At 73.0% G+C, this 24,920-nt stretch carries 21 protein-coding genes and 1 pseudogene; 13 read left to right on the top strand and 9 right to left on the bottom strand.

Annotated elements, in window-relative coordinates:
• Positions 1–11 precede the first annotated feature (11 nt).
• Together AB5J51_RS08250 and AB5J51_RS08245 are read left to right on the top strand one after the other, a co-directional pair.
• On the top strand, positions 12–365 hold the full coding sequence (locus tag AB5J51_RS08250; RefSeq protein WP_053788765.1) for a GNAT family N-acetyltransferase: 354 nt from the start codon (positions 12–14) through the stop codon (positions 363–365).
• A complete protein-coding gene (locus AB5J51_RS08245) occupies positions 359–991 on the top strand; it encodes an aspartate/glutamate racemase family protein (RefSeq protein ID WP_053788799.1) in 633 nt (210 codons plus the stop codon). The genes AB5J51_RS08250 and AB5J51_RS08245 overlap by 7 nt, the downstream gene beginning before the upstream one ends.
• A gap of 349 nt (positions 992–1,340) precedes the next feature.
• On the opposite strand, the gene gndA is transcribed toward AB5J51_RS08245, so the two are convergent.
• Entirely contained in the window at positions 1,341–2,783 is a 1,443-nt protein-coding gene (gene gndA / locus AB5J51_RS08240) for an NADP-dependent phosphogluconate dehydrogenase (protein WP_136225117.1), read from the bottom strand.
• A gap of 185 nt (positions 2,784–2,968) precedes the next feature.
• Between gndA and AB5J51_RS08235 the strand changes: the two genes are divergently transcribed.
• Positions 2,969–4,240 carry a transglycosylase family protein gene (locus AB5J51_RS08235; protein ID WP_369777305.1) on the top strand — a complete coding sequence of 424 codons (1,272 nt, stop codon included), beginning with the start codon at positions 2,969–2,971 and terminating at the stop codon, positions 4,238–4,240.
• A gap of 105 nt (positions 4,241–4,345) precedes the next feature.
• Here the strand turns inward: AB5J51_RS08235 and AB5J51_RS08230 are convergent.
• A pseudogene (locus AB5J51_RS08230) lies at positions 4,346–5,077 on the bottom strand (DMT family transporter); the annotation flags it as partial.
• A 247-nt stretch (positions 5,078–5,324) separates the two neighbouring features.
• Between AB5J51_RS08230 and AB5J51_RS08225 the strand changes: the two are divergent.
• Complete coding sequence (locus AB5J51_RS08225) at positions 5,325–6,818, top strand: SDR family NAD(P)-dependent oxidoreductase (protein WP_369777304.1); 1,494 nt, start codon at positions 5,325–5,327, stop codon at positions 6,816–6,818.
• A 52-nt stretch (positions 6,819–6,870) separates the two neighbouring features.
• Here the strand turns inward: AB5J51_RS08225 and AB5J51_RS08220 are convergent, their stop codons facing one another.
• Complete coding sequence (locus AB5J51_RS08220; RefSeq protein WP_136225188.1) at positions 6,871–7,398, bottom strand: HD domain-containing protein; 528 nt, start codon at positions 7,396–7,398, stop codon at positions 6,871–6,873.
• Positions 7,399–7,741: 343 nt separating this feature from the next.
• On the opposite strand from AB5J51_RS08220, the gene AB5J51_RS08215 reads away from it, so the two are divergent.
• Positions 7,742–7,918 carry a hypothetical protein gene (locus AB5J51_RS08215; protein ID WP_166663083.1) on the top strand — a complete coding sequence of 59 codons (177 nt, stop codon included), beginning with the start codon at positions 7,742–7,744 and terminating at the stop codon, positions 7,916–7,918.
• A gap of 109 nt (positions 7,919–8,027) precedes the next feature.
• Here AB5J51_RS08215 and AB5J51_RS08210 read toward each other — a convergent pair whose 3' ends face one another.
• Genes AB5J51_RS08210 through AB5J51_RS08200 form a run of 3 tightly spaced genes read right to left on the bottom strand, consistent with a single transcriptional unit; the run spans position 8,028 to position 10,884 of the window.
• Complete coding sequence (locus AB5J51_RS08210; RefSeq protein ID WP_053788769.1) at positions 8,028–9,467, bottom strand: lipase maturation factor family protein; 1,440 nt, start codon at positions 9,465–9,467, stop codon at positions 8,028–8,030.
• A gap of 20 nt (positions 9,468–9,487) precedes the next feature.
• Positions 9,488–10,021: a DUF1990 family protein gene (locus tag AB5J51_RS08205; protein ID WP_369777303.1), complete on the bottom strand. Its 534-nt coding sequence runs from the start codon at positions 10,019–10,021 to the stop codon at positions 9,488–9,490.
• The gene (locus AB5J51_RS08200; protein ID WP_369777302.1) at positions 10,018–10,884 is read right to left on the bottom strand and encodes a YndJ family protein; all 867 of its coding nucleotides are present in this window, start codon (positions 10,882–10,884) and stop codon (positions 10,018–10,020) included. Before AB5J51_RS08200 ends, AB5J51_RS08205 begins: the two co-directional genes overlap by 4 nt.
• A gap of 183 nt (positions 10,885–11,067) precedes the next feature.
• Here AB5J51_RS08200 and AB5J51_RS08195 point away from each other — a divergent pair, with 183 nt between their 5' ends.
• The 5 genes from AB5J51_RS08195 (at position 11,068) to AB5J51_RS08175 (ending at position 17,126) form a co-directional block, all read left to right on the top strand.
• The gene (locus tag AB5J51_RS08195) at positions 11,068–12,393 is read left to right on the top strand and encodes a DUF6777 domain-containing protein (protein WP_369777301.1); all 1,326 of its coding nucleotides are present in this window, start codon (positions 11,068–11,070) and stop codon (positions 12,391–12,393) included.
• A gap of 7 nt (positions 12,394–12,400) precedes the next feature.
• The gene (locus AB5J51_RS08190; protein ID WP_053788773.1) at positions 12,401–14,464 is read left to right on the top strand and encodes a SpoIIE family protein phosphatase; all 2,064 of its coding nucleotides are present in this window, start codon (positions 12,401–12,403) and stop codon (positions 14,462–14,464) included.
• Positions 14,465–14,536: 72 nt separating this feature from the next.
• A complete protein-coding gene (locus AB5J51_RS08185) occupies positions 14,537–15,787 on the top strand; it encodes a hypothetical protein (RefSeq protein ID WP_369777300.1) in 1,251 nt (416 codons plus the stop codon).
• Between the two features lie 32 nt (positions 15,788–15,819).
• Positions 15,820–16,680, top strand: coding sequence for an Fpg/Nei family DNA glycosylase (locus tag AB5J51_RS08180; RefSeq protein ID WP_369777299.1), 861 nt, complete (start codon positions 15,820–15,822; stop codon positions 16,678–16,680).
• Positions 16,681–16,706: 26 nt separating this feature from the next.
• Positions 16,707–17,126 (top strand): hypothetical protein, encoded by a 420-nt coding sequence (locus AB5J51_RS08175; RefSeq protein WP_136225109.1) that lies wholly within the window; start codon positions 16,707–16,709, stop codon positions 17,124–17,126.
• A 23-nt stretch (positions 17,127–17,149) separates the two neighbouring features.
• Here AB5J51_RS08175 and AB5J51_RS08170 read toward each other — a convergent pair whose 3' ends face one another.
• Complete coding sequence (locus tag AB5J51_RS08170) at positions 17,150–17,614, bottom strand: hypothetical protein (protein WP_053788801.1); 465 nt, start codon at positions 17,612–17,614, stop codon at positions 17,150–17,152.
• A 225-nt stretch (positions 17,615–17,839) separates the two neighbouring features.
• Positions 17,840–18,379 carry a sigma-70 family RNA polymerase sigma factor gene (locus AB5J51_RS08165; protein ID WP_078987642.1) on the bottom strand — a complete coding sequence of 180 codons (540 nt, stop codon included), beginning with the start codon at positions 18,377–18,379 and terminating at the stop codon, positions 17,840–17,842.
• A 266-nt stretch (positions 18,380–18,645) separates the two neighbouring features.
• Between AB5J51_RS08165 and AB5J51_RS08160 the strand changes: the two genes are divergently transcribed.
• On the top strand, positions 18,646–19,854 hold the full coding sequence (locus tag AB5J51_RS08160; protein WP_369777298.1) for a CapA family protein: 1,209 nt from the start codon (positions 18,646–18,648) through the stop codon (positions 19,852–19,854).
• A 37-nt stretch (positions 19,855–19,891) separates the two neighbouring features.
• Here the strand turns inward: AB5J51_RS08160 and AB5J51_RS08155 are convergent, their stop codons facing one another.
• Entirely contained in the window at positions 19,892–20,353 is a 462-nt protein-coding gene (locus tag AB5J51_RS08155) for a universal stress protein (protein WP_053788778.1), read from the bottom strand.
• 231 nt (positions 20,354–20,584) lie between these two features.
• Between AB5J51_RS08155 and lysX the strand changes: the two genes are divergently transcribed.
• Both lysX and AB5J51_RS08145 read left to right on the top strand, forming a co-directional pair.
• Positions 20,585–23,890, top strand: a complete 3,306-nt coding sequence (lysX, locus tag AB5J51_RS08150) for a bifunctional lysylphosphatidylglycerol synthetase/lysine--tRNA ligase LysX (protein ID WP_369777297.1) — start codon at positions 20,585–20,587, stop codon at positions 23,888–23,890.
• 103 nt (positions 23,891–23,993) lie between these two features.
• The gene (locus tag AB5J51_RS08145; RefSeq protein ID WP_234382520.1) at positions 23,994–24,893 is read left to right on the top strand and encodes a polysaccharide deacetylase family protein; all 900 of its coding nucleotides are present in this window, start codon (positions 23,994–23,996) and stop codon (positions 24,891–24,893) included.
• Positions 24,894–24,920 lie beyond the last annotated feature (27 nt).

The raw sequence follows: 24,920 nt of genomic DNA, 5'->3' as shown, positions 1-24,920 counted from the left end.
AGTCGGGGACCATGTCGCAGACCGGGGCCATCGAGTTCAAGGACGATCGCAAGGCCGGACGGCTGCTCGCCGTCGAGGACGGGGAGGTGGTCGGCCTCATCGCGTACTTCGTGCTCGACGCGGCGCCCCACGCCCTGGTGGCGGTGCACACCATCGTCGAGCCGGGGCACGAGGGGCGGGGGATCGCCGGGGACCTGGTGAAGGGGTTCTACGGGATCGCCGCCGCCGAGGGGGTGCCGGTGGTTCCGCTGTGCCCGTACGCGGCGAGCTGGGCCGCCCGCCACCCCGACCAGGCGCCCGAGGCGCCGGCCGGCGTCGTCGCGGCGGCGAAGGCGCAGCTCGACGCGAGCCCCGACCTCTGGTGACGAGCCTGACGCTGCTGCACACCTCACCGGTCCACGTGCCGGTCTTCGACGCCCTGCGGGACCGGCACCACCCCGGCGCCGTGCTGCGTCACCTCGTGCTGCCGGAGCTGCTGGACCGGGCCCGTACGGAGGGCCCGGACGCGGTGTCCCCGGACCTGCGGGCCCTGCTGGCCGGCTCCGACGGCCCGGTCCTCGTCACCTGCTCGAGCATCGGCGGCGTCGCGGAATCCCTGGCCCCCGAGCTGGGTGTCCCGGTGCTCCGCGTCGACCGCCCGATGGCCGCCGAGGCCGTCCGGACGGGCCCGCGCATCGTGGTCCTGGCCACCGTGGAGTCGACGCTGGCCCCGACGGCCGCCCTCGTGGCGGAGGAGGCCGAGCGGGCCGGCCGCCCGGTGTCGGTCCGTACGCACCTGGTCGCCGGGGCCTGGGACCGCTTCGCGGCCGGGGACACCGCCGGCTCCCTCGACCTCGTGGCCGAGGCGGCCGACGCCGTCACGGACGCGGACGTCATCGTCCTGGCCCAGGCCTCGATGGCCGGCGCGGGAGCCCTGACCACGACGCCCACGCCGACCCTCTCGAGCCCGGCCCCGGGCCTCGCGGCGGCGCTCCTCGCGCAGCCCGCGTGACCTGACGGCGGCGCTCGCCCGGGTGGCCTCGTACCCCCGGGAACGAGGCCACCGGGCGTACGCGGCCGGATCCGGGGAAGGTGGGGCGTATGGTGCGAAACGAAGAACAGACGCAGCCGCCCGTCCCCGGGCCGGATCCTGTGCCGCCCACGCCCGAGCCGCATCCCTTCCCCGACCCCGAGCCCATCCCGCGGCCGGCGCCGCCCGTACCCGCGCCGGTGCCCGAGCCCGATCCGGTACCTCCGCCGCCCGGGCCCGCGCCGGTCCCGCAGCCCGGCCCGCTCAGCCGGGACCGGGCGCGGGGCCACCTGGCCCGGGGCAGGGCCGTACTGAGCCCGGCCGTGCGGAGCTAGGCCGTACGGACCTCCGAGCGGTCGCCGCTCCAGAGGGTGTGGAACGAGCCCTCGCGGTCGGTGCGCCGGTAGGTGTGCGCCCCGAAGAAGTCCCGCTGCCCCTGGGTGAGGGCCGCCGGGAGCCGCTCCGCGCGCAGCGCGTCGTAGTACGCCAGTGAGGCCGCGAACGCCGGGGCCGGGATGCCGTGGCGCACCGCCGCCGCCAGGACCTCCCGCCAGTCGTCCTGCGCCGCGCCGATCTCCTGGGCGAAGCCCGCGTCCGCCAGCAGGCTCGGCAGGTCCGGCTGCGCGTCGTAGGCCGTGCGGATCCGGTCCAGGAACGCCGCCCGGATGATGCAGCCGCCCCGCCACAGCGAGGCCACCGCGCCCGGGTCCACGCCCCAGCCGTACTCCTCGCTGCCCGCCAGGATCTGGTGGAAGCCCTGGGTGTACGAGACGATCTTCGAGGCGTACAGGGCCTGCTCCACCCGGGCGGCGAACGCCTCCGCCGCCTCCGCCGACAGCGGCGCCGCCGCCGGGCCGGCGAGCCCTCGGGCGGCCGTTCGCAGCTCCGCGTGGCCCGAGACCGAACGGGCGAAGACCGCCTCGGCGATCCCCGACACCGGCACGCCCAGGTCCAGCGCGATCTGCACGGTCCAGCGGCCGGTGCCCTTCTGCTCGGCCGCGTCGGCCACGACGTCGACGAACGGCTGCCCGGTCTCGGCGTCCGTGTGGGCGAGCACCTCCGCCGTGATCTCGATCAGGTACGAGTCCAGCCGGCCCCGGTTCCACTCCCGGAAGGTCTCCGCGATCTTCGCGGGGGAGTAGCCGGCGACCTCGCGCAGCAGGTGGTAGGCCTCGGCGATGAGCTGCATGTCGGCGTACTCGATGCCGTTGTGCACCATCTTGACGAAGTGTCCGGCGCCGTCGGGGCCGACGTGCGAGACGCACGGCGTACCGTCCTTGGCCTTCGCCGAGATCTTCTCCAGCATCGGACCGAGGGACGCGTACGACTCGGCCGAGCCGCCCGGCATGATGCTCGGGCCGAGCAGCGCACCCTCCTCGCCGCCCGAGATGCCCGCACCCACGAAGTGGATGCCCTGCTCGCGCAGTTCCTTCTCGCGCCGCCGGGTGTCCTCGAAGTGCGCGTTGCCGCCGTCGATGACGATGTCGCCCGGCTCCAGCAGCGGGGCGAACTCGCGGATCACCGCATCCGTCGGATCCCCGGCCTTCACCATGATGATCAGACGGCGCGGCCGCTCCAGCGCGTCCACGAATTCCTTGGCGGACTCGGCGGCGACGAAGCTCCCCTCGTGCCCGAACTCCTCCACCAGTGCGGTGGTCTTCGCGGCCGTGCGGTTGTGGACGGCGACGGTGTAGCCGTTGCGGGCGAAGTTCCGGGCGAGGTTGCTTCCCATCACCGCGAGCCCGGTGACGCCGATCTGGGCCGTGCTGCTCATGCGTGCGCTCCTGAGTGCTTCGATGTGCGGGTGGAAGCGACGCTACATGGGCAGAGATGCCCGGAGATCTCACGCCATGCGAAAGAATGTCAACTTCCTTGAACATGAGCCCTGTTGCGCCCCTTGTCATGCCCTGATCGCGCCGTTAAGTTGTGCGGTTCCTGATGTCTTCAATGGGGGCTCCCATGGGTGTACGGGGTCGGCACCGCCGGTACCAGCCGAGCAGCATCAACCGCGCCTCGCTCGTCGTCACCGCCGGTGGCGCCGGGCTCGCACTCCCTCTGATCGGTGCCGGAAACGCCCACGCCGCCTCGGTGGACACCTGGAACAAGGTCGCCGACTGCGAGTCCACCAACAACTGGCACATCAACACCGGCAACGGCTACTACGGCGGACTCCAGTTCAGCCAGAGCACCTGGCGAGCCTTCGGCGGCACCGCGTACGCCGCCCGCGCCGACCAGGCCACCAAGGACCAGCAGATCGCCGTCGCCGAGAAGGTCCTCAAGGGACAGGGCCCGCAGGCCTGGCCGGTCTGCGGGAAGCAGGCCGGGCTCTCGCGCAGCGGCCCGGCGCCCGCCGTCTCCCCGCAGGGCCAGGGCCAGGGCGTGAAGGTCCAGGTCAAGGTCCAGGAGGCGAAGCCCGCCGCCCCGCAGACCAGCACACCCCGCCCGACCGGGACTTCGGTCCTGCCCAACCCGTACGTCGTCGCGCCCGGCGACTCCCTCTCGGCGATCGCCACGAGCCAGCACGTCGAGGGCGGCTGGCAGGCGCTGTACGAGACCAACCGGGCCACCGTGGGCAGCAATCCGAACCTGATCTTCCCCGGTCAGCGGCTCACCCTGCGCATCACCGCCGCTCCCGCCCCGCCCACGGCCCCGCCCGTGCAGAACCCCGAGAAGCCGCCGCGGACGGCCGAGCCGGTCAAGCCCGTGGAGCCGAACGCGCAGAAGCCGGCGGAGAAGCCCGCGGAAAAACCGGCGGAGAAGCCTGCCGCGAAGCCCGCCGAAAAACCCGCCCCCGCCCCCGCCTCAGTGCAGCAGAAGCCCGCTTCGGGCGGCTTCGTCGCCCCCGTGGACGCCGCCGTCGGCACTTCGTACCACGTCGCGGGTTCCTCCTGGTCCAGCGGCTACCACACGGGCGTCGACTTCCCGGTGGCCACCGGGACCTCCGTCAAGGCCGTCGGCCCCGGCGACGTGGTCTCCGCCGGCTGGGCCGGTGCGTACGGATACCAGGTCGTCATCCGGCATGCCGACGGCCGCTACTCCCAGTACGCGCACCTGTCGGCGCTCGGGGTCAAGGCCGGGCAGCAGGTCTCGGGCGGCCAGCGGATCGGCCGCTCCGGCTCCACCGGCAACACCAGCGGACCGCACCTCCACTTCGAGATGCGCACGTCCCCCGGCTACGGCTCCGACATCGACCCGCTGAAGTACCTCCGCGGCCGCGGCGTCAGCATCTGACCCCCGTGCGTGCGGCGGAACGACCATGAGCAGGATCAGGCCGGCCGCCGCCAGCACGGCACTCGCCAGTGCCGCCGCCGTACCCGCCGCCCCGTACCGGAAGCCCTCGTCGAACACGGAGATGCCCACAGCCGCCGCGACCACCGGGTTCACCACCGTCACCGTCGCCAGCGGAGCGGTCAGCCCCGCGCCCCGGTAGGCCGCCTGCGACAGCAGCAGTCCGCCGGACGCCAGGACGGCGATCGCCGCCAGATCGGGCCACAGCGAGCCGAGCGCGCCCGGGGAGAAGTCCTCGGCCACCGCCTTGGTGAACACGGAGGCCATGCCGAAGGCCGTACCCGCCGCGGCCGCCAGCAGCACGCTGCGCACCACCGGCCGGTGCATCCGGTGCGCCGCCGTGAAGAGCACGGCCACCCCGGCCCCGGTGACGATCAGCAGCAGGCTCCGCTCCCCGCCCGCCAGGGGCTGCTCCGTATCCCGGTCCCCGCCCGTCAGCGCCAGCAGCCCGGCCAGCCCCACCGTGGCCAGCACCGCGCCCCGCCAGGCCGCCGCACCCGTCCGCCGGTGCACGAGGACCGCCGCCATCGGCAGGGCGAAGACGATGGTCAGCGCGCCGAGCGGCTGCACCAGGCTCAGCGGTCCGTACGCGAGGGCCACCACGTGCAGCAGCGCGCCGAGGCCGTTGAGCCCGACCGCGCACCACCAGCCGGCCCGGCGCAGCGGCGCGTACGGGCGGTCCGGGGTGCTCGCCGCGACCTGTTCCTGGACGATCGCGCCGCCCGCGTACGCGACGGCGGACACCAGGCAGAGCAGGACCGACAGCGCTAGGGCACTCATGAATTCCACAATGCCCGACCTGAGCTGCGTATTCCTCCTCCTACAGGTGGTCATCAGTCATACCTCGGGCATACTCCGGAAGGAGTACACGGCCCCTCGGGCCCTGCCCAAGGTGACGGCCCGGTCGCGGTGCGTGAGACGCGGGAGAACGGGTTTGGTTCCGGGCGCGTCGGATCCGTACAGTGGCGGTTTTGGGGACTTCCGCAGCAGGCGGTTGCGGACGAGTGATCAAGGAACGGCAGCGGCCATGACGGTGACCGAAGACAACCACGTGACCGGGGACGACCAGGGCTACGGGCCGGGCATCGACCCGGACCGCATGGCCGTCTGCCTCAGCGTGCTCGACGAGCTCGACCAGCTCGACGTCGACCACCCGGACGCCATCACCGTACGCCGTGCCACCGCGGGCATCTACCGCACGGTCAAGCAGCGCCGCCGCCAGGAGCGCCGCGCCGCCAAGACCGCCAACGACAAGGCCGTCACCGAGGCCACCGCGACGGGTTCCGCCGAGCGCATCGACGACGAGACCGAGGGCATCCTGCCCTCCTCGGTCACGGAGGCCGGCCGGATCGCCGGGATACTCCAGCGCCCGCGCTCCTGCTACGTCTGCAAGACGCGCTACGTCGAGGTCGACTACTTCTACCACCAGCTCTGCCAGGAGTGCGCCGCCCAGAACCGCGCCAAGCGCGAGGCCCGCGCCGACCTCACCGGCAAGCGCGCGCTGCTCACCGGCGGCCGGGCCAAGATCGGCATGTACATCGCGCTGCGGCTGCTGCGCGACGGCGCCCACACGACGATCACCACCCGCTTCCCCAAGGACGCCATCCGCCGCTTCAAGGCGATGGACGACTCGGCGGAGTGGATGCACCGCCTGGAGGTCGTCGGACTCGACCTGCGCGACCCGGGCCAGGCCGTGGCGCTCGCCGACCAGGTGGCCGAGGCAGGCCCGCTCGACATCCTGATCAACAACGCGACGCAGACCGTCCGCCGCCTGCCCAGCGCGTACGCCGCGCTGGTCGAGGGGGAGAGCGCCCCGCTGCCGGCCGGCGAGCTCCCCGCCCACCACGTCATCGGCGCGTTCAACTCCGGTGCGGTCGACGGCCTGGCGGCGCTGCCCGTCGGCGTGAGCGGGCTCGACGCGCAGAAGGTCGCCGACCTCGCCCTGGTCGCGGGCAACGCCAGCATCGAACGGCACCTCGACGGCACCGCCATCGACGCGGGCGGCCTGCTGCCCGACGTCGTCCAGACCAACACCTGGGTACAGACCATCGACCAGATCTCCCCGGTGGAGCTGCTCGAGACCCAGCTGTGCAATTACACGTCGCCGTTCATCCTGATCAGCGCGCTGCGGCCGTCGATGGCCGAGGCCGCCCGCAAGGCGTCCAGCGGGCGGGCGTACGTGGTCAACGTGTCGGCGATGGAGGGCGTGTTCAGTCGCGGTTACAAGGGCGCGGGGCACCCGAACACCAATGCCGCCAAGGCAGCGATGAACATGGTGACGCGGACCAGCGGCCAGGAGATGTTCGAGACCGACCGCATCCTCATGACCTCGGTCGACACCGGCTGGATCACCGACGAGCGCCCGCACTTCGACAAGCTGCGCCTGGCCGAGGAGGGCTTCCACGCCCCGCTCGACCTGGTCGACGGTGCGGCCCGGGTCTACGACCCCGTCGTCCGCGGCGAGGCCGGCCAGGACCTGTACGGTGTCTTCCTCAAGGACTACGCGCCGGCCAACTGGTAGGCCGGCCGTCCCGTGCCCCGGTCCCTCTCGAGGGGGCCGGGGCACGGTCGTTTCACGGCGTGCGCTCGTACGCCCCGGCCGCCACCAGCTCGAGTACCGGACGCCAGTCCTCCATCACGCCCGCGTCGAGCCCGACGACCTTGCCCGCGTCATCCGCTTGGCGCAACGTCACGGCAGCCTCTGCATCGGGGTCGGCCGCGAAGGCGCGGACCTCCGCCTCGTCCATCAGCCCGCCCTGCGCGCGCAGCGTCAGCGCGCTCTGCGGGGACAGTGCCCGACCGGGCTCCACGGCTGCCAGATAGCGCTTGGCCGGGACGTGCAGCCGCACCAGCCGGGCCACCCGTTCCCCGAGGAGCGGACGGATCGCCTCCGCCGCATGGTCGGCGTGGCCCGCGTCGTCTCCGGGGAAGAGCAGATGGCCGAGGTCGTGGACGAGTCCGGCGACTTGGAGCTCCTTGTCGAACGGATGCGAGCGGCGCAGCAGTGCAGCAGTCTGGAGCCCATGATCGTGCAGATCGACCGGGTCTCCGCTGCGGTCGGGCGTGTCCCACGCCCCTCGGCACGCGAGCAGCAGCTCCATCAGCTCCTCGACGCTGTCGACCCTCGGCACCTCCGGCACTCCGGACCTCGCCACCGCCGCTCCTTCCGCCGCCCGCACTCGGGTCCTGCTGCTCCGGTCGAGCAGACCACCCGTCACGGGCACACCGGCGTACGACTTCCTGAACTCGCGGAGAAATCAAGCCGTCGAGTGGATTTTGCCAGTCTATTGAGCAGGGAGGCGCTCATATGTGTACTCTGAGTGGCACAAGACGGCCGCATCCAGGCCACGCTCCACCAAGGCGCCACCGCGTCCGGAAACCCTTTATCCCTTGTGCCCGGCGCGCGGCTCGCGCTCCGGGTTACGCGACACAAAGGAGTGCGCGGTGACAGACACGACGACGAAGTCCGACAAGACGCTGGGAGAGCGCCCCGCAGGGCGGGTCCGCCCCCACACCGACGAGCTCGGCAGCCTCGAAGTCTGGGCCCGGTCCGCTCCCATCCGGCTCGCGGGCTACGAGGACGACCTGGCGGAGTCCCACATCCTGCGCGGCATCGACTAGTCCCACGACGTCCGGTCCCCAGGACGTCGCACAGCGCCCCCGAGCCGAACCGCGACGGGGGCGCGGTGCTGAGCCCGATCGTGGCGCCGGCCCCGAACGCGAGGCGGCGCTACTCGGGCTCTGACCAGGACGCTTCGGTGAGGCGGGTCGGCGGGAGGTATTCGCGCAGCAGTCTGCGGTGCCACCAGGCGCCCGTCTCGCGCAGCTCCCGCCAGGTGGTGAACCGGTAGCGGTACAGCCTGGCCCGCACGTACACCGGCGGGGCGTCCGGGAAGGGGTTGTGGCGGATCAGCCGCAGCGTGTCCCGGTCGCCCGCCAGCAGCCTTTCGACGAACGGCCCGAACCAGTCCCGCGCATAGCCGGGAGAGAGCGCCGCGAACCACATCAGCCAGTCCAGCCGCAGATGGTACGGGGCGAACTGGCGCGGCATCCGGCGCAGATCACCCGGTTTGCCCCTGAACCCGTACTCCCGCCACGCGCCGTCCTCCCGCGGGACCCGGTCCGCGGTGCCCTCGACCACCACCTCGTCCCGGATCCGGCCGACCGTGCCGAAGGCCCCGTACGTGTTGACCAGGTGCAGGGGGTCGAAGGACCGGTTCATCACCTGGCGCCGCGAGACCATGTTGAGCACCGGATGCCGGCTCAGCACCAGCACCAGCACGGTCACCGCACACACCAGGACCGCGTACCAGACGGGCGCCGGGCGGGACGCGGCGGCCGGCGGCGGCCCCGCGAGCCCCGTGAAGTCGACCGCCGGCAGGGCCGCCGTGATGGTGATCCAGTTCAGCCAGGCGAAGTTGCCCGACAGCACCAGCCACAGCTGCGTCGCCACGATGATCCCGGCGGCGTACGAGGCCACCGGCTGCGGAGTGAACAGCAGCACCGGGACCACCAGTTGGGTCACGTGGTTGGCTGCGCACTCCACCCGGTGCAGCGGCTTCGGCAGGTGGTGGAAGAACCAGCTCAGCGGCCCCGGCATCGGCTGCGTCTCGTGGTGGTAGTAGAGGCAGGTCAGCTTGCGCCAGCACGCGTCCCCGCGCATCTTGATCAGCCCCGCGCCGAACTCCACCCGGAACACCACCCAGCGCAGCAGCCACAGCACCAGAACCGGCGGCCCGACCTGCGCATTGCCGAGGAAGACCGCGAGGAAGCCCACCTCCAGCAGCAGTGACTCCCAGCCGAAGGAGTACCAGGTCTGCCCCACGTTCACGATCGACAGGTACAGCAGCCACAGCAGCGCCCACATCCCCATGGCCGCGCCCAGCGGAACGATGTCCCCCGCCCCCGCGGCCAGGGCCGCGGCCACCGCGGCCCCCGCCCAGGCGCAGCAGGCGAAGAGCCGGTCCGAGTAGCGCAGTTGGAACAGGCTCGGGGCGCGTTTGAACGGCACGTACCGCACGTAGCGCGGCACGGGCAGCATGCCGTGCGCCCCGATCAGTGCCCGGAACTGCAGGGCGGCCGCGACGAAGGCGAAGAGGTAGACGCCGGCGAGGGCCCGCTGGAAGACCAGCCGGCCGAGCCAGTAGCCGGGCGCCGTGAACCAGTCCATCCCCTCCAGTATCGGGCGGATCAGCCCGCGGCGGCCAGCCTGCGCACGGTACGGCCCAGCCGGCGGGCGTAGCACTGCTGGAGGAAGGGGATCACGGGGTCCGCGAGCCGGGTGTACCAGACGGCGGGCCGGCTGAAGGCGGTGACCTCGAACCACACCGTGCCGTCCGGGTCCTGGTGCACCATGAAGGACTCCTCCCCGCACTCCGGGTGGCCGGCGAGCGTCCCGTACGCGAAACCGGCCCGGTGGGGTTCGTACGCGGTCCAGATCACCTCGCACGGGGCGTCGATCCGCAGCGGTCCGAAGCCGATCCCGACCACCACCCGGCTCCCGGGCTGCACGGCGCCGTGCTCGGCCCGGACCAGCATGCCCGAGGCCCGGTGGGCTGCGAAGGTGGTGACGGCGGCCCCGGCGGCCTCGAAGACGGCCTGCCCGTGGCCGATCCGGGTGCGGTGGTGCAGGTGGTGGTATCCGGCGGGCAGCGGGCGCCCCCGCGTCGCACCTCGGTCGGGGTAGTTGAAGGTGTCACGGCCGGTGCTGATGAGGCGGGTCATGGGGTGATCTCCATTCGGTCGACGGTCAGCCGGCGCCAGGCCAGCACCGAGCACAGGGCGAAACCGAGCGCATTGCCGAGGCCGTGGGTGGCGGCCATCCAGGTCAGGGTGGGGTGCGTGATCCCGGTCGCCTCGCCGAGCGCCCACCACAGCGCGAGCAGCATCGTGGCCACCAGGACCGCGGCCGAGGTCGCGAGCATCGCCCCGGTGGTGCGGTCCCCGGCGGCGGGCCGGATCTCCCGCCAGGTCAGCAGCGCCACCGCCCACATCCCGCCGGTGAGCACGACCGCGCCCGCCAGCTCCGCCCAGTCGTCGACGAAGTAGCCGAGGAGGACGAGCAGGGTCCCGGCGGGGACGCTGTACGCCGCCCAGCGCGACAGTGCCGTGCCGTGCGCGGGCGAGGCGGCCCGGCACACCAGCCCGGCGACCAGGGCGGCCGTGAACCCGGCGAAGTGGAAGTGCGGCACGGTCAGCGCCAGGATGTCCAGGTCGAAGCCGAACAGCCGGTACCCGGCGCGCTCGGCGACGAGGGCGGTCCCGGCGACCGAGGGCGAGACCAGCGCGGTGAACACGGCGATCTCGGCCGGCGCGGGCGTGCGCCTTCCGGCGGCCGGCATCCGCAGGGCCCGCAGCAGCCGGGCCGGGGCCCGGGCGGCGAGCGCCAGGGCGGCCGCGGCGTACAGAGCGGCGAGCACCGTCGCGGCTGCGCCGCGCGGCAGCCAGAGGCACAGGGCCCCGGGGGCGGCGAGCAGCGGCCAGATCCGCGCGATCCCGCGCAGCCCGGCCGGGTCGATCAGGCGGAGGCCGGCGGGGACGACGTAGAGCATGCCGAGCGTGACGATCAGATGCACCAGTACCGTCACCGTGGACTCCCCTCCGGACGCGGCCGAACGCTTTGAACACGTTCAACTCACGGTCGTGACCCTACGAGGTTCCTTGAACATGTTCAAGACCTCGCCCTGCCTCCGTCCCGACGCTCCGGTTGCGGCCGTCCCGTACATGCGGCAGACAAGAGGGAGCAACCGGGGCGAAAAGGGAGATTCAAAGTGCACGTACGGACACCCCGTCAGGCGCCGCGTCGTCATACACCGGCCCGCGCAGCCCTCTTCACCCTCCTCGGTCTGCTCGCCGCGGCCTGCGGCAGCACCGAGGAGCCCAAGAGCGCGCCCGGACCCGAGAGCCAAGAGGTCCTGCTCCAGCCCGTGGCCATGGCCGGGCCCGACCCCTTCACCACCTCGTCCGCCACCCGCGAGTCCGCCCCCGCGCAGCCCCCGCTGCCCAACCCGACCGGCCAGGGCATCCGGACCGTCAACGCGGCCACCCCCGGCCTGTACGGCGGCACCCAGCGGCTGGGCAGCTGCGACGTGGAACAGCAGCTGCGCACCCTCACCGAGGACGACACCAAGGCGAAGGCCTTCGCCCAGGCCGCCTCCATCGAGACGTCGAAGATCCCGGAGTTCCTGCGCAGCCTCACCCCGGTCGTGCTCCGCGCCGACACCCGGGTCACGAGCCACGCCTTCCGCGACGGCCGCGCGGCCGGCTTCCAGTCCGTCCTGCAGGCCGGCACCGCCGTCCTCGTCGACGACCACGGCATGCCGCGCGTCCGGTGCGCCTGCGGCAATCCGCTGCTCGCGCCGCGCGCCCCCAAGGGCTCCCCGGTGGTCAAGGGGGACCAGTGGAGCGGCTACCAGACCCAGCAGGTCATCGTCATCGAACCGACCCCGAACCCGGTCAAGAGCCTGGTCATCGCCAACATCGCCGACAACACCTGGCTCGAGCGCAAGACCGGCGACAACGGGGCCCAGGACCGCACCCCGCAGGTCGTGCCCGCGTACAACCCGGCGGACGGCATCCCCGCAGGCCCCCTGTCGCCGGCAGCCGCCTCGCCGGAGCCGTGTGCGCCGCCCGAGACGGACACCGGCGCGAACGCGGGCACGAACGGCCTGGCCCGGACCGCGCCGCCCGCGCCGCCGGCCCCGCCGAAGCCGCCGGGCGGTCCCGCCGGCGTCCCGGCCCCCCAGGCCACGGACTGCGTACCGCAGGGGGAGCAGGCCGGGCCGGACCGGCCGGACGCGGGCAGGCAGCCGGCCCCGCAGCGGCAGCAGCCCGCGCAGCCGCCGGCGCGTCCGCGGCCCGATGCCCCCGGTAACCTGCCGGGCGACGTCCCCCCGGACGCCCTCTCGGACGTCCCCTCCGACCTGTCTCCGCAGGTCCCGGGCGACCCGGGGATCCCGCCGGACTCCGGCGGCCCGATGCAGCCGCCGAACGCCCCGTACGACACCGACGACCCGTTCGCCCCGCGCGACCCCTTCGGCGGCCCGGACCTGCGCAAGCCGCTCGCGGACGCCGCCCGCTCGCTGGAGAGCGCCTGACCGGCCCGTGTGTCATGGTGGATCGGTGCCGACCACCGTATCGCTGCCGGACGACTGGCCCGCACACCCGGACCGGTCGCTCTCGCTGAACCGCATGGGCAGTTTCGACTGGGACCTGGACACCGGTCTCCTGCACATGGACGCAGCAGCCCTCGACGTCTACGACATGACGCCCGAGGAATACGACGGACGGCCCGAATCCCTCGCCCCGCGCGTCCCGCACAGCGAGGCGACCCGGCTCGACGCCCTCGTCTCCAGCGCACTCAAGAGCGCCGAGGACAACTACGGCGCCTACTTCCGGATCCGCTGCCAGGACGGCCGGCTGCGCTGGACGCACACCCAGGGCCGGGTCATGCGCGGCCCCGACGGCCGCCCGTTCCGGATCATCGGCATCGTCCGCGACGCCACCGAGGAGCTCAGCCACTCGGCGGAACGCCTCGGCCTCGACGAGGAACGGCGCCGCCAGACCTCGGTCGTCGAGAGCACCACCGCCGCGCTCGCCCACGCCCGGACGGTGCGGGACGTCATCGACGTCATCGGCGACGCCCACGGCCTGGAGCGGCTCGGCTCCATGGGCATGGTCATGGGCCTGGTCGAGGCCGGGCGGATCCACCTCGTGGCCGAGGGACCGCAGGACAGTTTCGTACCCGGAACCCGGTACACCCGGATCGACGAGCAGTACCCGATGAGCGAGGTCGTCCGCTCGCTGCAACCGCGGTTCCTCGACTCCGCGAAGGAGTTCGCCGAGGGCTATCCCGAGCTGTGGTCGAAGATCTCCTCCATGGACATCTCGGCGGCCGCCTACCTGCCGCTGATCGCCCAGGCCCGCCCCATCGGCGCGATCGGACTGCTCTACCAGGACAAGGACGGCTTCACCCAGGAAGAGCGGAACCTGCTGGTCGCACTGGGCAGCAGCATCGCGCAGAGCCTCCAGCGGGCGATGCTGCTGGAACAGGAGCACGACCTGGCGGAAGGCCTCCAGCAGGCGATGCTCCCGCGCCGGATCCCCTCCGTGCCGGGCGGGGAGATCGCCGTACGGTACCGCTCCGCCCGGATGGGCCAGGACATCGGCGGCGACTGGTACGACGTCGTCCCGCTGCCGGGAGGCCGGGTCGGGGCGGTCATCGGCGACGTCCAGGGCCACGACACGCACGCGGCGGCGGTCATGGGCCAACTGCGGATCGTGCTGCGCGCGTACGCAGCAGAAGGCCACTCGCCGGGCACCGTCATGGCCCGGGCCTCGGTCTTCCTGCACGAACTCGACACCGACCGCTTCGCGACCTGCACGTACGTGGAGGCCGACCTCACCACGGGCGTGCTGCAGCTGGTCCGGGCCGGGCACATCGACCCGCTGCTGCGCACCCGGGACGGGGACTGCCGGAGGCTGCCGGTGGAGGGCGGGATGCCGCTGGGCCTCTCGGCGGAGTTCGGCCGCCTGGAGTACCCGGTGACCACCCTGGAACTGGACCCGGGGGAAACGCTCCTGCTCTGCACGGACGGCCTGGTGGAACACCCCGGCGCCGACCTGGACGACGGGATCCAGCTGCTGACCGCGCTCGTCCGGAGCGGACCGGCGGACCTGCCACGGCTGGCGGACCGGCTGTGCGGGGTGATCGACGAGCGGGGCGGCGACGACGACATGGCGCTGCTCCTGCTGCGCCGCCAGGCGGAGGAGGCCCCGGGGGGCGGCGGCCGCCTGCAGCAGCACGTGGCCCCGGGAGACCCGGAAGCCCTGGTCGCGGCCCGCCACATGATCGGCGCGGCGGTCCGTTCGTGGGGCGCGCGGGAACGGTCCGACGAGATCGAACTCGTCGCGGACGAGCTCATCGTGAACGCCCTGATGCACACGGACGGCCCGGCGATCGTGACCCTCCGGGTCCTGCCGGGCGCGCAGCGCAGGCTCCGCGTCGAGGTCGAGGACCGCTCCAGTGCCCTGCCCCGACGCCGCGAGGCAGGCGAATCGGGCGTGTCGGGCCGCGGCCTGATGCTGGTGGACCGCCTGGCGGACGTCTGGGGCGTGGAACCCCGGGGCAGCGGCAAATGCGTCTGGTGCGAGTTCGTCATGTCCTGACCCGCGTCGCGAGGTTCCGACCGGCACGAAATGCGTTGCTGCGGGGCGCGGCGATGCCGGACGATCATCGTGATGACCCAGATGACTGATGACGTCCGCCGGCTGATCAAGGCCGGAGATCTTCCCGGGGCCGTACGGAGCCTGCGACCGCACGCGGAGACCGCGCCCCTGGCCGACCTCGCGAAGGCGGCGAAATACCTGGCCGAAGCAGCCGGGTTCGACGATCTCGCGAAGGCCGCGAAGGCCGCCGCCAAGAAGCCCCGGAGCCCCCAGGCGCTCTACGACTTCGGCTACGGCTGCGTCGAGCGCGGGATCCCCTTCCTCGCCGTGGCCCCGCTGCGCCAGGCGCTCGCCCTGGTACCCGATTCCCGGCGGCTGCTCCAGGAGCTGGTCTCCGCCCTCGAGGACGAGCAGCGGCACGGCGAGGCCGCCGCGCTGCTCGCGGGGCGCGGGCCCGGGCTGGCGCCCTGGCCCGAGGGGTACCTGCTCGTCCACAACGCCCTCTTCGCGGGCGACCTCGACACCGCGCGCCGGACGGCCGCGGGCCTTGCGGACCCCGAGGACCCCATGTGGCTCGGCGCCCGGGCCCGCCAGCGGCGGATCCTCTCCCGGGCCGCTCTCGCCGAGGCGGCCGGCGGCCTCGGCGGTCAGGACCTGCGCGGCTGGCACTTCGCCCTGACCGGCGGCCTCCTGGCCACCCTCTCCCCGTACGGCTTCGACGCCGGCATGACCGGCCGCTACGCCTACCTCGGCGACGACCCCGCCCTCTGCCGTCGCGGCATCGACCGGCTCGGGCTCGTCCTGGACGCGGCCGGCCGTCGTCCCGCCAGCGTGTCGATCCTGCCAGGCCGGGCCTGCACGGTCATCGGGCTGGCGGCCGCCGAACTGCTCGGGCTGCCCGCCGTACCCTACGATCCGGCGCGCCCGGACACCCTCGTCGTCGCGTACGATCTGAACGCACACGACCCCGAGCTGCTGTTCAGCCTGCACGAGCGCACGGACGGCCACGTGCTGTACGAGCACGCCACCTGCTGGACCGACCCGCCGGCGGTGACCGCCGACGTCAGCGGCCTGCTGGCCCAGCACACCGTGGCACCGTGGGCGGAGAACGGGCAGCGGCCCGCCGACACCCGGCCCGTCGAGGAGATCGCCCGCGACATCGTCACCGCCGACCCGGCCCCGGACGGGGGCGACGGGCAGACCCCCGCCGACCCCGACGAGGCGCTGCGCGGCTTCACCGCCGCCGTCGCCGCGGGATGGCTCGACGGTCCGCGCGACCGTGTCCGCTCCTGCGGTCCGGTACGCAGTTCCCGCTTCGGGTAGCCGGGGCGGGGCTCGCGCGGCAGGCTGGGGGCATGCCCGAGTTGCCCGAGGTCGAGGCCCTGCGGGAGTTCCTCGACGAACACCTCGCCGGGCGGGTGGTGGAGCGCGTCCTCCCGCTGGCCGTCAGCGTGCTCAAGACGTACGACCCGCCGCTGAGCGCCCTCGAAGGGCAGCCGGCCGGGGCCACCGCCCGGTACGGCAAGTTCCTGGCGATCCGGATCGGTGAGCTCCACCTCGTCACCCACCTGGCCCGGGCCGGCTGGCTCCGCTGGCAGGACACGCTGCCCGAGCGGCCCCCGCGCCCCGGCAAGGGGCCGCTCGCGCTGCGCGTCGTCCTGGAGGGCGGCGGCGGCTTCGACCTCACCGAGGCGGGCACCCAAAAGCGCCTCGCGGTGTACGTCGTGCGCGACCCCCAGGAGGTCCCCGGCATCGCCCGCCTCGGCCCGGACCCGCTCGCCGAGGGCTTCGACCGGGACGCGTTCGCCGCGCTCCTCGCCGGGGAGCGGCGGCAGATCAAGGGCGTGCTGCGCGATCAGGGCGTCATCGCGGGCATCGGGAACGCCTACAGCGACGAGATCCTGCACGCGGCCAAGGTCTCGCCCTTCAAGCTGGCCGCCTCCTTCGACGAGGAGCAGGTCACCCACTTGTACGAGGCCGTCCGGCGGACCTTGCGCGAGGCCGTCGACCGCGCGCACGGCGTGGCCGCCGGCCACCTCAAGGCCGAGAAGAAGAGCGGACTGCAGGTGCACGGCCGGGACGGGGAGCCGTGCCCGGTGTGCGGGGACACCGTCCGCTCGGTCTCGTTCGCCGACTCCTCGCTCCAGTACTGCCCGACCTGCCAGACCGGCGGCAAGCCGCTCGCCGACCGGAGGCTGTCCCGTCTCCTCAAATGACGTCCCCCTGCGTAGACTCCGGCCCCATGGCCGAGCCGCAGCCGCAGCACCAGCAGCCGCCCTCGCCCCGGCGGGAGATCGTCACGGGCGTGCCCCGGGGCACCCGCCGCCGCCCGCCCGCGCACACCCCGGCCCGTTCGGAGATCTCCGAGCAGACCACCCTCGGTGCCACCTACGTACGGGCCCTCATGCGCAGCCAGCTCAGGGCCGGGCTCGGCGCGCTGGGCGCCCTCGCCCTGCTCGTCGGGACGCTGCCGGTGCTGTTCGCGCTGCCGCGCTCCGCGTCGGGGCCGCTGGTCTGGGTGGCGCTCGGCCTGGTGGTGTACCCGGTGATGTGGCTGATCGCCCGGTGGTACGTCACCCGGGCCGAGCGCAACGAGGCCGATTTCACCGGCCTGGTGATGGATCCGGCCGAGGCGCCGGGTTCGCATCAACGGCCCGGTTGAGTCCGCCCCCCCGGGGGCCCGCGTCAGAACAGGTGCATCGCCAAGTGGCCCAGCGGCAGCCCGAGCTGCCACGCCGGGGTCCACACCCGCGCGTTCTCGTCCAGGCCCGTCGGGGTCTCGGCGTGGCCGTGCCGGCCCGGGTCGAGGTTGGTGGCGAACAGTTCGGTGCGGTCCAGCCAGCGCCAGGCCGCCCGGGCCAGTTCGAGGTCCGGGTCCTCACCGCGGCCGTGTTCCCGCGCGTCCTCACCCAGCGCGAGGAACCGGGTGTGCACCCAGTCGCGCCAGGGGTGCCCGTACGCCGTCAGCGACAGCCATTCGTCGAGCTGCGAGACCACCCGGATCCCGGAGAGCTCGCCGGCCGCGTCGGAGAGGTAGATCGTCAGCGCGAGCGTGTCCCGCCCGGCGCGGAACTCCAGGGTACTGACCGGGATCAGCCGGCCCGTGCGCAGCAGTTCGTCGGCGATGTACTCCGCATAGAGCCATGCCATGGGCACCGCGAGCCCGCCGTCACTGGTGCCGTTCGTACCCTCGGGCTGCACCGTTCCACCTTCTCCCGCGCGTCGAGCTTCCCGTCGTCAGCCATGAGCCTTCACCGAGCGACGCGCGGAACGGGGGATGTTTACCCAACTTGAACGCTCTGAGGCCGATTTCGATGTGCTTTGTGTCCGATCCGCGTGCATTCGGTTCGTTCGCTGCGTGGTTCCCCCCGGTACTCAGGCGCCGAGACCGTACCCGTACCCCTGGAGTCCCTTCTTGAGGGCGCGCAGCGCGTAGTACGTACGGGATTTGACCGTTCCTGCCGGAATCCCGAGTTCTGCCGCCGCCTCGGCCACCGAGCGGTCCTGGAAGTAGACCTGCATCAGCACCTCGCGGTGCTCCGGCCCGAGCGAGCCCACCGCCCGCCGGACATCGATCGCCGTGACCGAGCCGGCCACCGCGTCCTCGGGCGCGGGCGCCTGCTCCAGCCCCTCCGGGTCCACCTCTTGCGGCCGTGACAGCCGCGCCCGCCGGGCGTCGATCGCCAGCCGCCGCGCCACGGTGAACAGCCAGGGGCGCATGGATTCGTGGTCGCTCTCCCACACCTCCGGGTGCTGCCACGCCCGGACCAGGGTCTCCTGCACGAGGTCCTCGGCGCGCTGGGAGTCCCCGGCCGTGAGGCCGAGCAGAAAACCGAACAGGGCCCGCCCGTGGTCGCGCTGGAGTTCGGCCAGTGCCTCGGGATCCGTGCGCAGGAGGGTGGGGGAGAGGGGCACGGGTGGCTCCTTCCTGGGGTCCGTTCGGGTCCGACGGACCCACCCTCACCTGCACGGAGCGCCCCGGGAACCGTCCTGTCCCGGCGTTGCGCCCAAGCACCCCGGTCGTCCGGTGGGCGGGCGCGCCCGGCGGTGAACGGTCGAACGGCGCGGCGAACGGCCGCCCGGGTGGGGCCGGGTGGCCCCGGAGCCGTTCCCCGACTGGTGACGTCCATCTCTATGGATTACAGATGGTCAGATAGTCCTACTAATGAGAGCTGGCCCAGATGACCAAGCACGCCCGGCAGGCCCTCGCACTCCTGTCGGCTGCCCTCCTGGCGGCGGCCGCCGCGGGATGTTCCGCCGGGAAGGAGCCCGCCCCGGCCCGCCTCGGCAACTCCCGCGCCCCGGCGCCGTCCAGCGGCCCCGGGTCCCCCGCGGCCCCGGACGGCGCCGCGAAGGGCTTCACCCTGGTCGCGACCGGTGACGTGCTGCCGCACGACTCCGTCATCAAGCGGGCGGCGGCCGACGCGGACGGCGACGGCCACGACTTCAGGCCGATGTTCTCCCTGGTCAAGCCGGTGGTCTCGACCGCCGACCTGGCCATCTGCCACATGGAGACCGTGTACGGGGAGGACGGCGGGCCGTTCACCGGCTATCCCGCCTTCCAGTCCCCGCCCGAGGTGGCCGAAGGGCTCAAGGACGCCGGGTACGACGGCTGTTCCACGGCCTCGAACCACACCCTGGACGCCGGGGCCGACGGTCTGAAGCGCACCCTCGACACGTTCGACAAGACCGGGCTGAAGCACGCGGGTTCGGCCCGTACGGCGACCGAGGCGGCCACGCCGACCCTGTACACGGCGGGCTCCGCGAAGGTCGCGCACCTGGCGTACACGTACGACACGAACGGCTATCCGCTGCCGGAGGGCCAGCCCTGGGCCGTCAACCTGATGGAGAAGGACAAGATCATCGCGGATGCGCGGGCCGCCCGGAAGGCGGGCGCGGACGTGGTCCTGGTGAGCGTGCACTGGGGTACGGAGTGGCAGACCGAGCCGGACGAGAAGCAGCTCGCGCTCGGCAAGGCGCTGACGGCCTCGCAGACCGGCGCCCGCCCCGACATCGACATGATCCTGGGCACCCATGCGCACATCCCGCAGGCCTACGAGAAGGTCAACGGGACGTGGATCATCTACGGCATGGGCGACCAGGTCGCCGGCGAGATGTTCAACTACTCCGGCGCGCGGGACATGCGCGGCAACTACGGCTCGATCGGCCGCTTCACCTTCGCCCCGCCGGCCGCCGCGGGCGGGCGCTGGCAGGTCACCAAGGCCGAGTTCATCCCGCAGATGATGGACCTGTCCGCCGGCAAGGTCGTCAACCTGCCCGCCGCCCTGGCGCGGTCCTCGGACGGGGACTACGAGGAGGCGCAGGACGCCATCAGCGAGGCCGTCCTCAGCCGCGGCGCGGCCAAGGACGGCCTGACGATGGCCAAGTAGCCCGCCGCCGCCCCTGGCTCCTCCCGCCGCCGGCCCGTCACGGGACCACCGTGACGGGCCAGCGGCCGGCCTTGACCAGGCGGACCGCAACCGAGCCGACGATGCGGTGCCCGGCCTGCTCGGAGGCGCCGACCACCACCGCGTCCGCCGTCAGCTCCTCCGCCGCGCTCACCAGGCCCGCGTACGGGTCGCCGCGGAAGGTGTGGAACTGCCAGCGCACCTCGTAGATGCCCTTGAGCCGCTCCGCCGCGTCCCGGATCTCGGCCACCAGCCCCTCCGCGATCTCCCCGGTGGTGTCGGCCACCGGCGCCCCCAGCGAGGCCCCGGCCGGCATCACGGGCTGGACGTACACCAGCGCCAGCAGCGCGTTCTGCCGCCGGGCCAGCCCCGCCGCGTACGCGGCCGCCCGCAGCGAGGACTCCGACCCGTCCACCCCGGCGAGGATCACCTTGGGGCCGTCCGTACCGCGTTCGAATCCCGTGTTCACGTGCTCAGTCACCTTTCCGAGCTTAAGGGCTGTCCCGTAATCCCCGGCGGATCAGCGCACGGCGTCAGATGCGGTGCATCGCAAGGCGGAGGGGCGTCCGCATACTGGGCGTATGCGGACGTTCCGACAACGCGGCGAGGCGCCGTAGCTGTCGTCGTGCGCCCGCCGGGGATTACGGCACAGCCCTTAAGGGGTGCCCGACTCGCCGCGCGGAGCGGCGTCGGCCTCCCTACAGTGCGAACCATGAGTGCCACCGTGGAGGAGACCCGGGGCACCCGGAACCGCTTCCTGAACCGGGTGCCCGATGCATTCGCCGCGTTCTTCGGAGCGCTCGGACTGCTGTGCGCCGTACTGGCGCTCTCCCCGACGCTGCGGCACCTCCTGCGGCACATCGTGCGGTTCCTCGACGAGATCGTGGTGCCCGTCAGCGCCAACCTCGCCTACGCCGTTTTCCTCTTCCTGCTCGCCGCCGCCCTCGGCACCCGCAAGAGGGTCGCCTGGTGGATCGTCGTCACCTATCTGGCCCTGCTCGTCCTGGTCGACCTCCTGATCATCGCCGACGACTACTACTGGATCGGCGGCCCCTCGATGGCCATCGCCCTCGCCGCCCTCGGGGTCCTGGTCGCCGCCCGCAAGGAGTTCTACGCCGCCTCCCGGCCCGGCGCGTTCTGGCGGGCCCTGCTCGTCCTGGGCCTCGGCCTGCTCGCCGCCGTGATCCTCGGCTGGGGCCTGGTCGCCCTGTTCCCCGGCACCCTGCCCAAGGAGCAGTGGCTGGACTGGGCCGCCCGGCAGGTCTTCGGCGGCCTCGTCTCGCCCCGCCAGTTCGACGGCCACCCGCCCCGCCCCCTCTACTTCTTCCTCGGCCTCTTCGGCGCCCTCGCCCTGCTGAACGCCGCCACGACCCTCTTCCGCTCCCAGCGGCTGACCGCCGCCCTGCACGGGGACGAGGAGCCCCGCATCCGCGCCCTGCTCGGCGCCTACGGCCGCGGCGACTCCCTCGGCTACTTCGCCACCCGCCGCGACAAGGCCGTCGTCTTCGCCCCCAACGGTCGGGCCGGCGTCACCTACCGTGTCGAGGCCGGCGTCTGCCTCGCCAGCGGCGACCCGGTCGGCGACCCCGCCGCCTGGACCCCCGCCGTCGACGCCTGGCTCACCGTCGCCCGCCGACACGGCTGGCAGCCCGCCGTGATGGGCGCCTCCGAGGAGGGGGCCACCGCGTACGCCCGCTCCGGGCTCAGCGCCCTCCAGCTCGGCGACGAGGCGATCCTGCACGTCGCCCACTTCGACCTCGACGGCCGCGACATGCGCGTCACCCGCCAGGCCGTCAACCGCGTCAAGCGCACCGGAGCCACCACCGTCATCCGCCGCCACTCCGCCCTCAGCGAGGAGGAGATGCAGCGGATCATCGAGCGCGCCGACACCTGGCGCGACACCGAGACCGAGCGCGGGTTCTCCATGGCCCTGGACCGGCTCGGCGACCCCGCCGACGGGGACTGCCTGCTCGTCGAGGCCTTCGACGCCCAGGGCGAGCTGATCGCCCTGCTGTCCTTCGTCCCCTGGGGCAAGGACGGCATCTCCCTCGACCTGATGCGCCGCGACCGCACCGCCCCCAACGGCGTCATGGAGTTCATGGTCGCCGAGCTGTGCGCCGCCGCGCCCGGTCTCGGCGTGCGCCGGATCTCCCTCAACTTCGCCGTCTTCCGCTCCGCCTTCGAGGAGGGCGGCCGGATCGGCGCCGGCCCCGTCCTCAAGCTGTGGCGCAAACTGCTGCTGTTCTTCTCCCGCTGGTGGCAGCTGGAGGCCCTGTACCGCTCGAACGTCAAGTACGGGCCCGAGTGGTACCCGCGGTTCCTCTGCTACCAGGACGCCGGCTCGCTGGCCCGGGTCAGCCTCGCCTCCGGCATCGCCGAGGGCTTCGTCTCCGTACCCAGCCTGCGCAAACTCTGGGGCAACGCGCACACCAGGGGGCTCACCGCGCCCGCCTCGACCGAGGGGCTGCCCCCGCTCGACTCCCTCGGCCTGGACCTCGTGGGGCAGGAGGCCGCAGGCGCCGCGCGTGCCGAGCGGCTGCCCGACCAGGTCCGGGTCCGCCACGCCAAGATGGAGCGGATCCGGGCGGCCGGCACCGACCCGTACCCGGTCGGCATCCGCCAGCGCACCCACACCGTGGCCGATCTGCTGGCCGCACGCCAGGCCCACCCGCCCGGAGCCCGCTCCGGGGAGCAGGCCACGCTCGCCGGCCGCGTGATGCTCGTACGCGACCTCGGCGGAGTGGTCTTCGCCGTCCTGCGTGACTGGTCCGGGGACATCCAGCTGGTGTTCACCCGCGACGAGAGCGGCGCCGGCGTACTGGACTCCTTCACCTCCCAGGTCGACTTCGGCGACCACGTGGTGGCGAGCGGCGAGATCGGCGCCAGCCGCAGCGGCGAGCCGTCCCTCGTGGTCTCCTCCTGGCAGCTCACCGGCAAATGCCTGCGCCCGCTCCCCGACAAGCGCAAGGGCCTCGCCGACCCCGAGGCCCGCGTCCGGCGCCGCTACCTCGACCTGGTCGCGAGCCCCGAGGCGCGGGACGTCGTACGGGCCCGCTCCTCGGCCGTCCAGGCACTGCGCCAGGGGCTCCTGGACCGCGGCTACCTCGAGGTCGAGACCCCGATGCTCCAGCAGATCCACGGCGGCGCCAACGCCCGGCCCTTCCGGACCCACATCAACGCCTACGACCTCGACCTGTACCTGCGCATCGCCCCCGAGCTGTACCTGAAGCGGCTGTGCGTCGGCGGCCTGGAGAAGGTCTTCGAGATGGGCCGCACCTTCCGCAACGAGGGCGTTTCGTACAAGCACAACCCCGAGTTCACGATGCTGGAGGCCTACCAGGCCTTCGCCGACTACGACGTGATGCTCGACCTCACGCGCGAGCTGATCCAGGGCGCCGCGACCGCCGCCTTCGGCTCGCCGATCGCCCACAAGGCCGGCCCGGACGGACAGCTCGTCGTCCACGACATCTCCGGGATCTGGCCGGTCAAGACGATGTACGGGGCGATCAGCGAGGCGCTCGGCGAGGAGGTCGACGCGGACACCGAGGAACCGGTGCTGCGCCGGCTCTGCGACCGGGCCGGCGTACCGCACGCGCGTGAGGACACCCGCGGCGACGTGGTGCTGGAGATGTACGAGCGGCTGGTGGAGGAGAAGACCAAGCTGCCGACCTTCTACAAGGACTTCCCCACCGACGTCTCCCCCCTCACCCGGCAGCACCGGGGGGACCCGCGCCTCGCCGAGCGCTGGGACCTGGTGGCGTTCGGAACGGAACTGGGCACCGCGTACTCCGAGCTCACCGACCCGGTGGAGCAGCGGCGCCGGCTCACCGCCCAGTCGCTGCTCGCGGCGGGCGGCGACCCGGAGGCGATGGAACTCGACGAAGACTTCCTGGACGCCCTGGAGTACGCCATGCCGCCGACCGGCGGTCTGGGCATCGGCGTCGACCGGCTGGTCATGTTCCTCACGGGCCTGACGATCCGCGAGACGCTGCCGTTCCCCCTGGTGAGGCGCGGCTGATCGGGTGAGGGGAAGCCCGCGCGTTCGCGCCTCTCGACATCTGCCAGGATGTCGTTGATACGTAGTAATAATGAAAAATGACGAGCCGACAGTAGGGCGACGCATGCTCCTGCGTACCGCCGTCTTCCTCGGAGTCGCCGCCGCCTCCGGACTCCTCACCGGTGGCGAGACCGGATCACCCGGACAGAACACGGCGGGCGGCGACCCGGGTGCAGGCCTCGGAGCCGGCCCCGTCGGCGGCCCGGCCGTAGGACAGCCGGGACCCGGCGGAGCCGCCGGACCGGGCGGAGTCCGCGCCCTGCAGCCCCAGGCGCCCGGGCAGGCCGCGTACCGGCTGAGCCCCATGACCTCCGAGACCCCCTTGCGCCCGCCCGCCGCGAGGCCCGCCGTACGGACCCGGCCCATTCTGGAACTGCCGCCCGACGCGAGCACGGCCAGCGCCATGGTGCTCACCTTCGACGACGGGCCCGACCCCCGCTACACCCCCGCCATCCTGGACACCCTCGCCCGGTACGGTGTCCGCGCCATGTTCTTCGTCTGCGGGGAGATGGCCACCGACAACCGGGACCTGCTGCGCCGGATGAGTGCCGAGGGCCACGTCATCGGCAACCACACCTGGACCCATCCGCTCATCCCCACGCTCAGCCGGCCCGACCTCGCCTCCGAGATCTCCCGCACCAGCGAGGTCGTACAACAGGCAGTGGGGGAGGCGCCCCTGTGGTTCCGGGCGCCGTACGGGGCGTGGAACCGGGCCGCGTTCGAGATCGGGGCCGAGCTCGGCATGGAACCGCTCGCCTGGACCGTGGACACGCTGGACTGGAAGGAGCCGGGCACCACCACGATCGTCTCGCGCGTCCTCAAGGGCGCGGCGCCCGGCGTGATCGTGCTGAACCACGACGCGGGCGGCGACCGCTCGCAGAGCGTCCACGCGGTGAGCACCTACCTGCCCCAACTCCTCGCCCGGGGCTACCGGATGACGCTGCCGGCGCTGCCGCCCCGCTGAGGGGCCCCTCCCCGGCGGGGCGGGGCC

Source organism: Streptomyces sp. R33, from assembly GCF_041200175.1.
GTDB classification, from domain to species: Bacteria; Actinomycetota; Actinomycetes; order Streptomycetales; family Streptomycetaceae; genus Streptomyces; species Streptomyces katrae_B.
The sequence above is the reverse complement of the archived record's forward strand: the minus strand, read 5'-3'. Positions and strand labels throughout refer to the sequence as shown.

Bases quoted from the DNA above. Each gene is read 5' to 3' on its own strand.
- AB5J51_RS08250 (WP_053788765.1), top strand. From the start codon at position 12: ATGTCGCAGACCGGGGCCATCGAGTTCAAGGACGATCGCAAGGCCGGA.
- AB5J51_RS08160 (WP_369777298.1), top strand. From the start codon at position 18,646: ATGACCAAGCACGCCCGGCAGGCCCTCGCACTCCTGTCGGCTGCCCTC.
- lysX (WP_369777297.1), top strand. From the start codon at position 20,585: ATGAGTGCCACCGTGGAGGAGACCCGGGGCACCCGGAACCGCTTCCTG.
- AB5J51_RS08175 (WP_136225109.1), top strand. From the start codon at position 16,707: ATGGCCGAGCCGCAGCCGCAGCACCAGCAGCCGCCCTCGCCCCGGCGG.
- AB5J51_RS08225 (WP_369777304.1), top strand. From the start codon at position 5,325: ATGACGGTGACCGAAGACAACCACGTGACCGGGGACGACCAGGGCTAC.
- AB5J51_RS08220 (WP_136225188.1), bottom strand. From the start codon at position 7,398: ATGGAGCTGCTGCTCGCGTGCCGAGGGGCGTGGGACACGCCCGACCGC.
- AB5J51_RS08170 (WP_053788801.1), bottom strand. From the start codon at position 17,614: ATGGCATGGCTCTATGCGGAGTACATCGCCGACGAACTGCTGCGCACG.
- AB5J51_RS08180 (WP_369777299.1), top strand. From the start codon at position 15,820: ATGCCCGAGTTGCCCGAGGTCGAGGCCCTGCGGGAGTTCCTCGACGAA.
- AB5J51_RS08145 (WP_234382520.1), top strand. From the start codon at position 23,994: ATGCTCCTGCGTACCGCCGTCTTCCTCGGAGTCGCCGCCGCCTCCGGA.
- gndA (WP_136225117.1), bottom strand. From the start codon at position 2,783: ATGAGCAGCACGGCCCAGATCGGCGTCACCGGGCTCGCGGTGATGGGA.
- AB5J51_RS08210 (WP_053788769.1), bottom strand. From the start codon at position 9,467: ATGGACTGGTTCACGGCGCCCGGCTACTGGCTCGGCCGGCTGGTCTTC.
- AB5J51_RS08235 (WP_369777305.1), top strand. From the start codon at position 2,969: ATGGGTGTACGGGGTCGGCACCGCCGGTACCAGCCGAGCAGCATCAAC.
- AB5J51_RS08205 (WP_369777303.1), bottom strand. From the start codon at position 10,021: ATGACCCGCCTCATCAGCACCGGCCGTGACACCTTCAACTACCCCGAC.
- AB5J51_RS08185 (WP_369777300.1), top strand. From the start codon at position 14,537: ATGACCCAGATGACTGATGACGTCCGCCGGCTGATCAAGGCCGGAGAT.